At 70.4% G+C, this 13,651-nt stretch carries 12 protein-coding genes; 4 read left to right on the forward strand and 8 right to left on the reverse strand.

Annotation, left to right across the window (positions count from 1 at the left end):
- Window positions 1–98: 98 nt before the first annotated feature.
- From AB0D14_RS29245 to AB0D14_RS29255, 3 genes are all read right to left on the reverse strand, one after another.
- On the reverse strand, window positions 99–1,001 hold the full coding sequence (locus tag AB0D14_RS29245; RefSeq protein ID WP_362784893.1) for an SRPBCC domain-containing protein: 903 nt from the start codon (window positions 999–1,001) through the stop codon (window positions 99–101).
- Between the two features lie 147 nt (window positions 1,002–1,148).
- On the reverse strand, window positions 1,149–2,762 hold the full coding sequence (locus tag AB0D14_RS29250; RefSeq protein WP_362784896.1) for a polyamine aminopropyltransferase: 1,614 nt from the start codon (window positions 2,760–2,762) through the stop codon (window positions 1,149–1,151).
- 223 nt (window positions 2,763–2,985) lie between these two features.
- The gene (locus AB0D14_RS29255; protein WP_362784899.1) at window positions 2,986–3,525 is read right to left on the reverse strand and encodes a DUF2617 family protein; all 540 of its coding nucleotides are present in this window, start codon (window positions 3,523–3,525) and stop codon (window positions 2,986–2,988) included.
- 869 nt (window positions 3,526–4,394) lie between these two features.
- On the opposite strand from AB0D14_RS29255, the gene AB0D14_RS29260 reads away from it, so the two are divergent.
- Window positions 4,395–5,612: a pyridoxal phosphate-dependent aminotransferase gene (locus AB0D14_RS29260; RefSeq protein WP_362784902.1), complete on the forward strand. Its 1,218-nt coding sequence runs from the start codon at window positions 4,395–4,397 to the stop codon at window positions 5,610–5,612.
- 123 nt (window positions 5,613–5,735) lie between these two features.
- On the opposite strand, the gene AB0D14_RS29265 is transcribed toward AB0D14_RS29260, so the two are convergent.
- The 4 genes from AB0D14_RS29265 to AB0D14_RS29280 form a co-directional block, all read right to left on the reverse strand.
- A complete protein-coding gene (locus tag AB0D14_RS29265) occupies window positions 5,736–6,290 on the reverse strand; it encodes a Uma2 family endonuclease (RefSeq protein ID WP_362784904.1) in 555 nt (184 codons plus the stop codon).
- Between the two features lie 73 nt (window positions 6,291–6,363).
- Window positions 6,364–7,182: an AroM family protein gene (locus tag AB0D14_RS29270; protein WP_362784907.1), complete on the reverse strand. Its 819-nt coding sequence runs from the start codon at window positions 7,180–7,182 to the stop codon at window positions 6,364–6,366.
- A gap of 20 nt (window positions 7,183–7,202) precedes the next feature.
- Window positions 7,203–8,900: an OPT/YSL family transporter gene (locus AB0D14_RS29275; RefSeq protein ID WP_362784910.1), complete on the reverse strand. Its 1,698-nt coding sequence runs from the start codon at window positions 8,898–8,900 to the stop codon at window positions 7,203–7,205.
- Between the two features lie 42 nt (window positions 8,901–8,942).
- The gene (locus AB0D14_RS29280) at window positions 8,943–9,935 is read right to left on the reverse strand and encodes a DUF1177 domain-containing protein (protein WP_362784913.1); all 993 of its coding nucleotides are present in this window, start codon (window positions 9,933–9,935) and stop codon (window positions 8,943–8,945) included.
- Between the two features lie 144 nt (window positions 9,936–10,079).
- Between AB0D14_RS29280 and AB0D14_RS29285 the strand changes: the two genes are divergently transcribed.
- The 3 genes from AB0D14_RS29285 (at window position 10,080) to AB0D14_RS29295 (ending at window position 13,025) form a co-directional block, all read left to right on the forward strand.
- Window positions 10,080–10,922, forward strand: coding sequence for an IclR family transcriptional regulator (locus tag AB0D14_RS29285; protein ID WP_362784915.1), 843 nt, complete (start codon window positions 10,080–10,082; stop codon window positions 10,920–10,922).
- 43 nt (window positions 10,923–10,965) lie between these two features.
- Window positions 10,966–11,697: a dipeptidase PepE gene (pepE, locus tag AB0D14_RS29290; RefSeq protein WP_362785051.1), complete on the forward strand. Its 732-nt coding sequence runs from the start codon at window positions 10,966–10,968 to the stop codon at window positions 11,695–11,697.
- Between the two features lie 563 nt (window positions 11,698–12,260).
- Window positions 12,261–13,025, forward strand: a complete 765-nt coding sequence (locus tag AB0D14_RS29295) for a hypothetical protein (protein ID WP_362784918.1) — start codon at window positions 12,261–12,263, stop codon at window positions 13,023–13,025.
- Between the two features lie 268 nt (window positions 13,026–13,293).
- Here AB0D14_RS29295 and AB0D14_RS29300 read toward each other — a convergent pair whose 3' ends face one another.
- The gene (locus AB0D14_RS29300) at window positions 13,294–13,641 is read right to left on the reverse strand and encodes a MerR family transcriptional regulator (protein ID WP_362784920.1); all 348 of its coding nucleotides are present in this window, start codon (window positions 13,639–13,641) and stop codon (window positions 13,294–13,296) included.
- Window positions 13,642–13,651: the final 10 nt, after the last annotated feature.

Below are 13,651 nucleotides of genomic sequence, written 5' to 3' on the forward strand. Positions count from 1 at the left end.
GGGGTGCGGCATGAAGTGGGGGCCGTCGGGGGCGTTTCCGCCCCCCTCCGGTCGCGGTCCGGGCGCGGCGCGGAGGACGCCGACGCCGACTGCGGGAATCAGCGGCGTTTGCGGAGGGCTCTGCCCACGACGATGGCCGAGGCCAGGGCCAAGGCCGCCACGGGCGCAGCCCAGCGAAGGGCCGCACTGGTACCCGCGGAGTCGGGCGCCGGCACGGGGGCGTAGCGACCACGCGGGGGCGCGTGGTCGACCTCCTCCGCGCTGCGGCCGATCATCGTGCGCCGCGCGTGCGCCGCTTCGGCCGGTGCCCCGGGCGGCAGAGTGCCGTCGTCCTCGAAGCCACCCGCGAAGTCGCCCTCGGCGAACGGCACGGGCGAGGAGGGCGAAACCTCGGTCTCCTCGGCGGAAGGCGACTCCTCCCCGGAGGCCTCCGGCGGGGCCGTCGGCTCCGGCAGCTCCGGTTCAGGAGATGCCTCTTCCTCCGTCAGGGACTCCTCCGACGGGGACGGAGACGGGGACGGCGTCTTCGAAGACGGGGCCCCCTCGGTCGGTCGCGCCACGGAATCCGCGTTTCCCGGTGCCGGCCCTGTCGCCAGGTGTTCCGCGAAGCGGTTCAGCAGGCGGGTCGTGGCCGTCGTCACCTCGGCCGGCGGAAGGTCGGCGATGCGGCCGTCCGCCGAGGCCGTACCCGTGAAGGTGAGGGCCGAGCCGCCCTCCGCCGGGCTGAGTACCAGCGTGAGGGCGAGCTTCACCGAGCCGGTGCCCCGGGCCTCCGTAGCCTCGGCCTCGACGGAGTACGAACCGTCGTCCCGCGCGGAGACACCGAGCGTGCCGCGGTAGGTGATGGAGTGCCCGCCGACGCGTACCTTCAGGCGGCCCGAGACGGGCGGCGTCCCCGCGTCCTGCTGGAAGCCGGGCAGCGCCCGAGCCACCCGCGCGGGATCGGCGAGAGCCTCGCGCAGACGCTCGACGGGAACCGGAACGAACACCTCATGCTCCATGTCGGCCGAGCCTACCCAGCACCACCGGTACCGCACCCCTACATGCGGGGATTCCCCCCGGATCCACCCGCAGACGGACCCTGACGGACTCGGACGGCGCTCAGGCTGGACTCAACCCTGGACCCAGGCCGGAACTCGGGCCGGAACTCAGTCGGCGTACCGCGGGTGCACGAGCGTGGAGGGCGGCAGGCCGCCCAGTCGGGTGCGCTCCGCGGCCCGGACGCCCGCCTGGAGGGACGGGACACCGGGCGCACCCGCCGCCGTCCCCAGGTGCGGCCGTGTGCGCGAGGCGAGCACGTACCCCCAGTCGTGCGGAATCCGCGATCCGCCCGCCGCTTCGGGATCACGGCCGCCGACGGAGTACGGCACGGTCCGCAGTCCGGCCGCCCGTACCGTCGCGTCGACGGTCCAGAAGGCCCGCGGCCGTGACGCCACGGGCCCGGCGTGCACGACGAGCCGCCCGCCGTCGGCGAGGATCCCGCGGGCGAGCCCGTAGAACTCCTGCGAGTACAGCTTCGTGCTGGAGGTGTTCGCCGGGTCCGGCAGATCGGAGACCACGACGTCGTACGCGGCCAGCGGTGCCTCTCGCAGCCAGCCGAACGCGTCCGCGGCGACGACACGCACCCGCGGATCCCGGTACGCGTGGCCGTTCAGCGCGGACAGTGCCGGATCGGTGCGCGCCAACTCCACGAACTCCGTGTCGAGTTCGACGACGTCGACGTGCCGTACGCCCGGGTGGCGCAGTACCTCGCGCACGGCGAGCCCGTCGCCGCCGCCGAGAACGAGCACGCGCGCGTGCGGGCCGTTCATCGCGGGGTGGACGAGGGCTTCGTGGTAGCGGCGCTCGTCACTGCCGCTGACCCTCAGTCGTCCGTCGAGGTAGAGGTCGAGGCGACGGCCGTCGGTGCCGCCGGTGAGGACGATGTCCTGGACCTCGGTGTGTATCGCCACCCGTACGTCCCTGCCGTACATCGCGTGCCGCGCGAACCGTTCGAAGTCGTCGACGAGGACGGCGGCCGAGGCGAGCAGCGCGAGCACGAGGAGGTTGACGACGACCAGCAGCCAGCGGCCGCGCCGGGTCAGGTCCTGCCGGAACAGGCCGAGGACGAGGGCGCTGCCCGCGAGCGCGTTGACCGTCCCGGTGATCAGCGTCGCGGTCAACTGGCCCAGCAGGGGCAGGAGAAGGAACGGGAACGCGAGGCCGCCGGCCAGGGCGCCCACATAGTCCGCGGCGAACAGGTCGGCGACCGCGCCGCCCGCGTCCTGTCTGCGGACACGTTGGATCAGCTCCATCAGCAGGGGGACCTCGGCACCGATGAGCAGGCCGATGGCGAGGGAGAAGGCCACGAGGACGTAACTGGAACCGCCGGCCCAGGCGCCGCCCCAGTCACCGGTCCAGGCGAAGACGGCGTACAGGGACATCGCGCTGCAGCCGCCGACCAGGGCGAGCAGGGCCTCGACGGCGCCGAAGCCGGCCGCGGCGCGACAGCGCAGCCGTTTGGCGAGGAGCGAGCCGATGCCCATCGCGAAGACCATCACGGACAGCACGACGGAGGCCTGGGTTATGGAGTCGCCGATCAAGTACGAGGCGAGGGCGACCAGTTCGAGTTCGTACACGAGTCCGCAGGCCGCGCAGACGAACACGCCGGCGAGGACGAGAAACCGCCCGGTGGCCGGCCTGACCGGCAGACGCGCCGGGCCCGGACCGCTGCGGGGCGACGGGACCGTACCGGGCGGGGCGGGGGCGTGCGGCTCGATCACCCAGGGAACGCTACGTCACCGTTCCACTGCGTCACGTCACCCACACGTGTGTAAATCCTGCCTCCTGCGCATACTTTCGCCGAAAAGGGGAGGCCCCCTCTTTCCCGGCGGAATTCGCGACGAACTTCTTGACGGACTTCTTGACGGACTTACGGACTTCGCGACGGACCTCCCGACAGCCAAACGGACCTCCCGACGGCCAACAGGAATATGCGACGGGCACTCAGGAATGTGACGGCAGGCACTGGAGAGGCGCGGACACCCGCACCCCGACCCTGGTGCGAGTGGCGACCAGTTGGCCTTCCTGGGGGTAGGCGTGCCAGGTGCGCCAGTGCACTTGGCCCTCGTGCCGCTGCGCGAGCATCGCGGTGAAAGCGTGGGGGCTGCCGGGAAAAACCCCCGCCAGTCCGTTCGGATGGTCGGCGACGAGGGCGAGCAACTCCTGGGCCCGGCCCGCGAAGGACCCGTGCGACAGTGTCTCCACGCGCGCGGCGAACTCGTAGTCCCAGTCGCCCATTCGCTTGGCGACACCGAGCGGCAGCGGTGTGCTGCTGCCTGCGATACAGGCGACGGTCTCCGAACAGCCGCCCCGCTCCTCCTCCAGGAGCACTTGATGGGACGCCCCGAGCAGTCTCAACTGCAGTTTCGCGTCGGAGAATTCTATGTCGAGTGTGGCGAGCGCGGGCAGCGGTTCGAGCCCGAGTGCCCAGGCCAGGTCGGCCGCACGCGTGTCGGTGTAGGCGGTGTTGAGGGTCGTGAGCATGGGTCGGCTCCCGCGGCACGCAAGGGTGGGGGTCGGTCCGTCGCACCCCGGTCGACGCCGGGCGGTGATCGGGCCCGGTCGGCCGGGTCAGAAGGATGTTCCGGGGGCTGCGTCGGCGATACGAGGGAATCATGAACGGCGCGTCCGCCACAGCGCTTTTACCCAGCTTCGTGTGCTTTACATCCCCGCGAGGGCTCCACAGCTCAACTGTTCAATCAAAAAGTGCGCCCTTAGGTCACACGTGCGCCTTCACGCCCCCCGCCAGCCCTGATCACCCCAGGTCACCCCCGCAACAACGAAGGCCGCACACGCCCCTCGGCACCATGAGCGCCCGCCGGAAAACGGCCCCGGCGGGCGCTCATGGTGCCGGACAGTCCGAACGGCCCGGACGCGGTTCCCCCGCCCGGAGCTCAGCTGCCCCGTGTCAACTGCTCCGTGTCAACTGCTCCGTGTCAGCTGCCTCCGCCGCATCCGCCCCCGCCGCCGCCTCCGCCTCCGCAGGACGAACCGCTGCTGCAGGACGAACCGCTGCCGCACGAAGAGCCCCCCGACGAGCAGGAGTAGTTGCTGCCGGCCCCGCCCGCGCCGGTCCCGGCCCACCAGCTGCCCCGGGACCGGCGCGAACGCCCCCTGCCGGGGCCGCGCCCCCGGGCGGCGGACCCGGAACGCGCCACGACCACCACTACGAACACGACAACGAACAATGCCAGGATGATGCCGATGATCATGGCGTCACCCTCCTTTCGTTCCCCCGAAGCGGCCCCCCGTGGGCTCTGCTTCTCCCCTGTGTACTTCTTGCGTGGAAGGGGGATGCCCTCACAGCTCAGGGACCAAAGCTGAGTTGAGCAAGTCCAGAGGTTGAGCGCAGGATGGCCGCTATGAACTCCAGCGCACGCCGTCCTCTCCTCAACCGCCGTCTCGCCGAGTTCGGCACGACGATCTTCGCCGAGATGTCGGCCCTCGCCCTGACCACCGGCTCGATCAATCTCGGCCAGGGCTTCCCCGACACCGACGGTCCCGAGGAGATCCGGGAGGCGGCCGTGCGGGCGCTGCGCGACGGCCGCGGCAACCAGTACCCGCCTGGCCCGGGCGTGCCCGAGCTGCGTACGGCGATCGCCGCGCACCAGGAGCGCCGGTACGGCCTGGCGTACACCCCCGACACCGAGGTCCTGGTCACTGCGGGCGCGACGGAGGCCATCGCGGCCACCCTGCTCGCCCTGCTGGAGCCCGGCGACGAGGTGATCGCCCTGGAGCCGTACTACGACTCGTACGCGGCCTGCATCGCGATGGCGGGAGGTACGCGCGTGCCGGTCACCCTGCGCCCGCACGAGGAGACCCGCGACGGGGTCGTGCACCGGCGCTTCCGGCTGGACCTGGACGAGCTGCGCGACGCGGTCACGGACAACACCCGGCTGCTGCTGATCAACACCCCGCACAACCCGACCGGCACGGTCCTCACCCGCGCGGAGCTGGCCGCGATCGCCGAGCTGGCCGTCGAACGGGACCTGCTGGTGGTCACCGACGAGGTGTACGAGCACCTGGTGTTCGACGAGTCCGAGCACATCCCGCTCGCGACCCTGCCCGGCATGCGCGAGCGTACGATCACCATCGGCTCGGCCGGCAAGACCTTCTCCTTCACCGGCTGGAAGGTCGGCTGGGTTACGGCGTCCCGGGAACTCGTCTCGGCCGTCCGTTCAGCCAAGCAGTTCCTGACGTACGTCGCCTCCGGGCCCTTCCAGTACGCCGTGGCCGAGGCCCTGCACCTGCCCGACTCGTACTTCGCCGACTTCCGCGCGGACATGCTGGCCAAACGGGACCTGCTCGCGGGCGGCCTGGAGCGGGCGGGCTTCAAGGTCTTCCGTCCGGCCGGCACGTACTTCATCACCACCGACATCCGGCCCCTCGGTGAGAGCGACGGTTTCGCCTTCTGCCGTGCGCTGCCGGAGCGCTGCGGGGTGGTCGCGATCCCCAACGCGGTCTTCTACGACCACCGTGAGCAGGGCGCACCCTTTGTCCGCTTCGCGTTCTGCAAGCGGACAGGCGTGCTGGAGGAGGCGGCCTCCCGGCTCAAGACGCTGGCCGCCTAATGGGAGCTACGGAGTCGGGGAATGCCCGATTCCGGAGCCGCCAGCAGGTGAGCGCTGGATCCATCAGGCCGCGTGCCGCGCCTTCCGCAGGCGGCACGGGCCTGGCCAGTGGGGAGTCCCTCGTCAGCGGGCGTCCGCCTCGGGATCCGGGCGCGGGAGTTCGTCGAGGTCGAGGGTGAAGGTGCGGCCATCGGCCAGGAGGATGGGGAGCTTGCCCGTGCCGTACTTGTGGGTGTGTGCGGCGATGTAACCGGTGGCGGTCGGCTGGGTGTGAAGGACGACTTCCTGGGCGTAGGGGTCCACGACCAGGTAGATCGGGATTCCGTAGCGGCCGTACTTCGTGGTGCAGTCGTCGTAGTCCTTGCGTGCGGAAGAGGTCGAGACGACCTCGGAGATCAGCAGGACGTCCTCGAAGCTGTAGCGCTTGCCTTCCTTGCGTGCGTCCTCGCGCAGGATCGCAAGGTCGGGGGCGGAGTTCTCGTCCGCGGGGAAGTCGATGTAGACGTCGGAGGTGACCTTCGCGTGACGGCCGAGGGCAAGAGCGGAGTCGATCTGCATCGACCTGATGGTGCTGGAGTGCTCTTCGCTCTGCGGGGTCATGATCACCTTTCCGGCGGCCCCGAACAGGACCGTGTACCCCTTGGGGAACTCGGTGTGCACGATCGCGTCGACGCTCATGGACGGCTCCTTCCCGTGTGTGGTCAGAATACGACGGACAGTGCCGCGTCACCGAGCCCGCCCTGGTGCGACGTCAGTCCCGCGGGGCTGCTCCTGCGGACGCCGCCGCGCGGGCGGCCTCGGCCGCCAACCGGATCGCGAGGGCGCGGGCCAGCAGGACGGGACGGCCCGCCGCCTCGGCCGCCGCGCGGCGCATCGACTCCGTGTAGCCGACGCAGTCCAGGACGATCCAGCGGCTGCCGGCCTCGGCGAGGCGGCGGGCCGCCGCCGCTGCCTGTGTGTGCGCGTCCGGTGCGTACGGGTCGCCCGGCTCCGCGCGCACGCGGCCCGGCAGCAGTGCCGACCAGCGTCGCTCCACGTCCTCCCGCTGGGCGGCCAGCGGGCATACGATCCCGACGGGATCCTCACCGGTGAGGGCACGCACTCCCTGCTGGACGAGGGGTTCGGCGTACAGGAGGGGGCGGTGCGCGGGTACGGGCGGGAAACTGCCCGTACACAGCAGCAGCGTCACCGCCGCGCCGTCCGCCTCGCACCGTGCGACGGCGTCCCGCATGCGTGGGGCGAGCGCGCGGTGGCCCAGCAGGACGGAGGTACCGTCGCGCAGTCGCGAGATGAGCGGTGGTTCACCCGGTTCGGGGGCCAGCGCGGCGCGCGTCGCCTCCCCTGCCCCGCCCTCGAAGACGTCATCAATCACGTCATCGAACACGTCATCGTCGAGAGCCCCGTGCTCGTACCGTTCCAGGCCGCCCAGCCACGGCTCGACGTCCCGGGCCAGGTCGGTCCTGGGGGCCTGCCCGATAGTCACCAATCCGAGCCCCGTCGTCCCCATCGTCCCCATCGTCCCCGTCGTCCCCGTCATCCCTATCGCCCCCACGGTCCCCACCGTCCCCATACCTTCACCGTCTCCTTGTCTCACAGGGCCTTGTAGATCTGGCTCACGTCGTTCAGGGAGCTGCCCGCCACCAGGCCGGCGCCGACCAGGGCAAGGTCGTTGTCCGCTTCGGGCTGCGCGCTCGCCTCCGCCGACGGGCCCTCGCTGCCGCGCGCCTTCCAGGACTTCCAGGACTTCCAGCGGGAGTACGCGACCCGGACGGCGAGAGCCGCCAGCACCAGCCACCCCGCCTGCGGGGTGGCGACGAGGAGGCCGGTCGCCAGGAGCACGCCCATCTGGCGGGAGGAGCCGCCGAAGAACTGGATCAGCGCGCCGGGAACCGCCCACAGCGCCATCATCGTCAGCGCGTGCGTGTCGGTCAGGCCCGCCTTGATCGTGTCGACGTACACCTGGGCGACGGGCGGCACCCGGCCGTCCGAGAAGAACGGCTTCCAGGCGATCACGACGACCACGATGGCGACGGCGAACCCGACGAGCTGCGCGATGTACTGCTGGCGCCGTCCCGCCATTTCGTACGGGTGCCACGGCAGGGCACCCTTCCGCAGCAGCCACCCTGCCTTGAAGTCGAAGCCGACGTCCGCGAAAGCCGGTCCCGTGGAGGCGGCGTACCCCACCAGCAGGGCGAGCGGCACCATCGGGATGCCGAGGACGAGACCCAGGATCAGGAAGATCAGCGTGACCGCGAAGGCGGGGAACCAGCCCGAGTGCATCGCGGCCAGCCCCACGATGAGCTGGTGGACGAGTGCGGCGGCGCCGGCCAGCAGCACCCATCCCACGAGGCCCCACCCGCCCATGTCGGAGGCGACACCACCCATCAGGGCGATGAGCACGGCGCCCACCAGGAACAGGACGAGGCCCTCCAGCAGTCCGCGCCGCAGGCGGCCCCTGTCGACCGTACGGGTCTCCTCGTCGAAGACGTCCGTCTCCGCCGAAAGGCGCTGCGGTGCTGCGTCCCGGGAGCCCGCCTTGCGGTCCCGCATCATCAGCACCGCCTGCACCAGCGCGACGAGACCGGCTCCGATCATGACGCCGTGCGGCACGTAGTTCGCACCCAGATCGACGTGGAAGCTCGGCGCGTACTGCGCGACCAGCAGACCGACGCCGAACATCAGCAGCGCCCAGATGTTGCCGAGGAAGGCGACGCCCGCCGCGCTCATCGGCAGCTTGAAGAGGGAGCCGACGACGCCGACGACCGCGCTGATCCCCAGCAGCCGGGCCTTGCGTCCACCCTCGTCGCCCGCTTTGATCGTCTCGGCCGCCGCGATGCCGGCGGGCCAGGCCGCCGAGGCGGGGAGCAGCTTCGAGTCGAAGACGCGGTAGAGAACCCAGCTGTCGACGGCCAGACCCACGACCGCGCCGCCGAGCATCGGCCACACGAGGCCGGGCTCGCCGAGAAGGAACGGGACGGCGATCGGGGTGACCAGGGAGTTCGCGGCGGCGAACGTGGAGCCGGAGATCGCGGACTGGACGAGGTTCTGCCGGTGCGGATCGCGCATTCTCGCCATCGCGGCGAAGGGGATGCGCCCGATCAGCATGGCGATCAGCGCGCCGATCACCGAGGTGTTGGGCGCGATGCCCAGAGTGGTGATCAGCACCAGGCCGATGACCGCGCCGAGCACGCTGAGGAGCACCGTCACGATCAGCGTGACGGGCTCCAGGGCTCTGGGATGCGACCGGGCCTGGGCGGCTTCCGCCGCCGGAAGTGATGGGTTGCTCATGGGGGCTCCGTGCTCAGGTGGGGACCTTCCGGCTGGGACGCCTCAGTCCTCGGTGATTCCGGCGGTCGACTGAAGGCACGTCATCGGGCCGTAGAGGGCTATGAGGCGCTCGTACTCGTCCGGGTCGTGGAACCGGACGACTCCCCGCCCGTACTCCTTGGCGGCCTCGACGGCGAAGCGGCCTGCCGCAGCGATGTCGGTCTCGTGGCTGGCGCCCGTGGCGCAGCCCGCGACGGCGGACTGGGTCGTCAGCGCGAGGCCCACGACGGGTGCGGAGGTGGCCACGCAGGGCTGCATGATCGAGTTGATGTGGTGCACGCCGTTGCCGTAGGGCGTGATGTCCTGCGTGGTGATGGGAAGCACGTGTGCGGCCTCGCCCGTGACGGTCTCCAGGACGCCGAGCAGGTCGTCGCTGACCCGCAGGATCCATCCCTCCTTGACCGTCGGCGACAGGGCGACGCCCCGGTGGTTGAGCAGCCGGTTGCCCTTGGTGGTGTCGATGGAGACGACGGCGTCCATGGCCTCGTCGATCTCCTGGCGGTTGCAGTCCAGGGTCGAGACCGGCGAGTCCATGAACGGTACCGGGTCGTGCGGCCGGGTCGGCGCGTCGGGACAGACGTGGGTACTGAGGATCACGTCCCCCTGGAGCACGTCGCCGCGCCCGTACATGTCGAGCAGCTTGGCAGCGGCCGAGAGGGCTGCGACGGCGCCGTCCGCGTCGGAGACGATGCCGGTGCGCTCGGGGCGGGCACCGACGCCGCCGAGGCGGCCGAGGATGCCGAGGGTGGGGGCGCCGCCACCGGAGCGGGCCCCGTCGCTGCCGGGAACGACGACCTTGACGAAGTCGGTGCCGCCCTTGGGCCCCTCCACGCGGGTCACCGACACCTCGACCTGTTCGAGCACGGTTGCGGACGCGGGGTGGCCCGCCTCCTTCGCCGCACGGTCGAGCACGCCCCGTAGATGGGCGGCGAGCGTGTGTCCGTCGGCCTGGGGGCGGTCGAGGAGTTCGATGACGTCGAGTACGTGCTTGAGCACGGGGGCTCCTTGGTGCGGGGTCTCTCGATGCGGATGCGGTGCGGATCCGGACACGCTCTCTCCGGGGCCCTTCAGAGCGCAACTGTTTCCCTATATGAGAGAAGCCGAATCCAATATAGGAATCGGCATAGGTAGGGTGCGGTGGTGACAACCGATCGAGGAGCACCACTTCAGACCGCGGACCGGGCGCTGCTGGTCCTGCTCGCCTTCTCCCACGACAGAGAGGAGTGGGGCGTGACCGACCTGGCGGCGGAGTTCGGCTGGGACAAGTCGGTGGCCCAGCGGCTGCTGGCCTCCCTCGCGCACCGCGACTTCCTGGTGTCCGACGCCGTGACCCGCCGCTACCGGCTGGGCCCCGCCGTCTGGCACATGGCCACCGCCTGGGAGCGGCACAGCGGGATGGCCGGCCTCGTCCGGCCCGCTCTGCGCCAGCTGGCGGCGGCAAGTGGGGTGACCGCGCTGTTCGCCGTACCGGACGGGACGCATCTGCGCTGCGTCGAATCGGCCGACGGCACCTCCGGGCCGCTGCGCGCCTACCGGCTGGCGGGCGAGCTGTATCCGGGGCACGCGGGCGCCACCTCGCGCGCGTACTTCGGGATGCTCGCGCCCGGGACGCGCGCCGCGCTGCTCTACGGGCGGCCCATGGCCAGCTTCAGCGAGCTGACCGTGACGGACTCGGCGGAACTGGAGGTACTGATGTGCCGGGTGCCCTCGGACGGCTTCGCCTACTCACAGGGTGAGTACGACCCGGCGACGGCCGGGCTTGCGGTGCCGGTGATGGTGCGCTCGCAACCGGTCGGTTCGCTCACGCTCGTCGGGCCGCACGAGCAACTCGACGACAGGAGGAACGAGTTGCTCGTGCCTCTGCGCTCCGTCGGGGAGTCCCTCGGTGAGTTGCTCACGCCGCGCCAGATGCGGGGCCGGCGCCCCGGCACCACCCCGCCGGCCTCCCACTCGTCCCCCCGCACATCCCCCCAGAAAGGCTGAACCGCCCATGAACCCGCCCGTGGAACCGCTCATGAACCCGCCCATGAAGCTGCTTCTGCTGTCCAACTCCGCCGCGCCAGAGCACACATACCTCGAACACGCTCGCGAGGTCATCGCGGATCATCTGGCCGGCGTCCAGGAACTGTTGTTCGTTCCGTACGCTCTGGCCGACCACGACGGCTACACCGCGAAGGTCGCCGCCTTCATGGCGGAGCTCGGCCTGCGGGTGCGCGGTATACACACGGCGGACAACCCGTGCACGGCGGCTGCGGAGGCCCAGGCGATCTTCATCGGCGGGGGCAACAGCTTCCGGCTGCTCTCCGCACTCCAACGCGGCGGACTGGTGGACGCGATCGCGCGGCGAGTGCGCGCGGGCGCGCCCTACATGGGATCGAGCGCGGGCACCAACATGGCCTGCCCGACCCTGCGTACGACCAACGACATGCCGATCGTCGAGCCCGCGTCCTTCACCTCGCTCGGCCTGGTCCCCTTCCAGATCAACCCGCACTACCTCGACCCCGACCCCGCCGGGACACACATGGGCGAGACCCGCGAGGAGCGGCTGACACAGTTCCTGGAGGAGAACGACGTGCCCGTCCTCGGACTGCGCGAGGGCACCTGGCTCCGTCGGGACGGTGACGCGCTGACGCTCGGCGGAATCGCGGCGGGGGCACGGCTGTTCACCGCCGGCGCCGAGCCCGTCGAGTACGCGCCGGGCGCCGATCTCGGTGCACTGCTGACCACCGGGGCACGGTTCGACACCCGCAAGGACTGACGCCCAACCGCGCTCGGTGAATCTACGCCGCCCAGCCCGGCCCCGACCGGCCGGATGGTGCGGTGATCGCGACCATCAGGCCGCACGCATGGAAGGAGCAACCGGTGCGCACCCTGGACCTCATCCCCTGAACTCAGCGGGGTTCCCTGGGGCGGGCGGCGACTACGCCAGCCCCAGGATCACGCGAACGACCGTGGTAGATGAGTCAGGTCGGAGTGACGGCCAGGTGCCCGGCAGCCGGCCGGGCCGGGCCGTGGTCAGGTGCGGACCCAGAGGCAGAACGGGTGCCCGGCCGGGTCGAGGTGGACCCGATGGACTTTGCCCTGGGTCGAGGAGTCGTGCTTCGAGCAGGGAGATGCGCCGGTCTTGGAAGCGGCTGTTGGAGCGGTCCACTTTCACTCGATCGCCCCCTGCGATGCCCGGTGCATCGCCTCGTGCGAGGCGAAGATCGTCTGATGCCCGATCGTGATCCACGGGTGTGCAACTCCGTGTGGATCCCGGCTGTCTGAAAGGCGCCGGAGAATGCGTCTCCGGCGCCTTTCGGTACAGAGATCGGGGATCAAGTGGGGAAGAAGCTCTGGAGAGCTGTCGTGGCCGGTGGCGCGGCCGCGGTGTTCACCGGCGTGGCCGCAGTGCCGGCCGGCGCGGCCGAAGGCGGGGCCTCGTTCACCCGCGTCCAGGTGAACGGCGGCAAGCCGATCGTGATCGGCGTGTCGAACGAGGTCGCGGTGCCCACCTCCTTCCGGATGGCGACCACCCACAATTGGAAGTGGCCGGCGGTATTCCTGTATCGCGGCAGTGCGGGTGATCGACTGTGGCACGCCGTCGAGACGAGCGACTGCATCGAGGTGAGCTCGGGCGTCTGCGACTTCAACGAGACGATGTACTTCGACCCGAGCGAGTGGGAGATGCACAACAGCGAGGCCGGAGCCTGGAAGGTCGCGGCCGAGGTGTACTTCCGGGACGGCGGCGGTGACACTGATGACGAGGGCCTCACGGCCTACGTCAAGCGCAACTCCCGCCTGAGCGTGAACGCCTCACCCGAGCCGGTAACCGAGGGCAGGACCATCACCGTGACCGGAAAGGTCACGCGAGCCAACTGGGAGACCAAGAAGTACGTCTCCTACGAAGGCCGCCTGGTGAGCCTGCAGTTCAAGCCCACCGGAGCCACCTCCTACACCACGGTGAAAAAGGTGTACGCGAACGGCTCGGGTGGTCTCAAGACCACCGTGGAGGCGTCCAAGACCGGCACGTGGCGCTGGGCGTACAACGGCAACACCACCACCGGGCCGTCGACTTCGGCCGGGGACAACGTCGTAGTGGAGTGAATTCCCTGGGCTGCCTCAGATGGTCCGCTTGAGACACCGTTGTGCGTCTCGGGAGGTCTTGCCCTCGGTAGATAGGTTCGGGGAGGGGTCCGTGCCGCAGTGTCGGAGTCGGCACGAACCCCTCCCCTTCTTCCGGGTACCCCGTGCCGGATGGGGTCGTTGATGAGCCGAAGCACGTTAGCGGTTGTCGGTTCCCGACGGCGAAGAGTTCGGGATGGTGGGCAATGTGGGGTGGACAGGGCGCGAGCCGAGTGCGGGCTGTCTGCGCTCAGCTGTAGTAGGCGATCTTCTCGTCGAGAATTCCCATTGCCTTGCGCAGAGCCGTCACTCGCTGTTCCAGGGCGGCACGGCGCTCGTGAAGGAAGGCGACCCGGTTATGCGGAGGGTGCTCGGCGCGCAGAATGGCGACGAACTCCCGCAGGTCCGCGATGCCGAGGCCGGCCTCGCGGAAGCACGTGACCAGGCCGATCCAGAAAAGGTCGTCCTCGGTGTACTCCCTGCGTCCGCCGGCGGAGCGTCGGATCGGGCCGATGAGCCCTTCGCGTTCGTAGTAGCGCAGCGTGTCGATGGAGACACCGGTGCGGTCGGCGGCTGTTGCCGGGGTGACGGTGGCCATGGGGCTCCTT

Origin of the sequence: Streptomyces sp. NPDC048484 (assembly GCF_040651415.1) — a bacterium.
Taxonomy (GTDB): domain Bacteria; phylum Actinomycetota; class Actinomycetes; order Streptomycetales; family Streptomycetaceae; genus Streptomyces.

Excerpts from the sequence above, each read along its gene's own strand:
- AB0D14_RS29265 (WP_362784904.1), bottom strand. The coding sequence starts at position 6,290 with ATGAGCGTCGACGCGATCGTGCACACCGAGTTCCCCAAGGGGTACACG.
- AB0D14_RS29300 (WP_362784920.1), bottom strand. The coding sequence starts at position 13,641 with ATGGCCACCGTCACCCCGGCAACAGCCGCCGACCGCACCGGTGTCTCC.
- pepE (WP_362785051.1), top strand. The coding sequence starts at position 10,966 with ATGAAGCTGCTTCTGCTGTCCAACTCCGCCGCGCCAGAGCACACATAC.
- AB0D14_RS29270 (WP_362784907.1), bottom strand. The coding sequence starts at position 7,182 with ATGGGGACGGTGGGGACCGTGGGGGCGATAGGGATGACGGGGACGACG.
- AB0D14_RS29255 (WP_362784899.1), bottom strand. The coding sequence starts at position 3,525 with ATGCTCACGACCCTCAACACCGCCTACACCGACACGCGTGCGGCCGAC.
- AB0D14_RS29275 (WP_362784910.1), bottom strand. The coding sequence starts at position 8,900 with ATGAGCAACCCATCACTTCCGGCGGCGGAAGCCGCCCAGGCCCGGTCG.
- AB0D14_RS29260 (WP_362784902.1), top strand. The coding sequence starts at position 4,395 with ATGGCCGCTATGAACTCCAGCGCACGCCGTCCTCTCCTCAACCGCCGT.
- AB0D14_RS29245 (WP_362784893.1), bottom strand. The coding sequence starts at position 1,001 with ATGGAGCATGAGGTGTTCGTTCCGGTTCCCGTCGAGCGTCTGCGCGAG.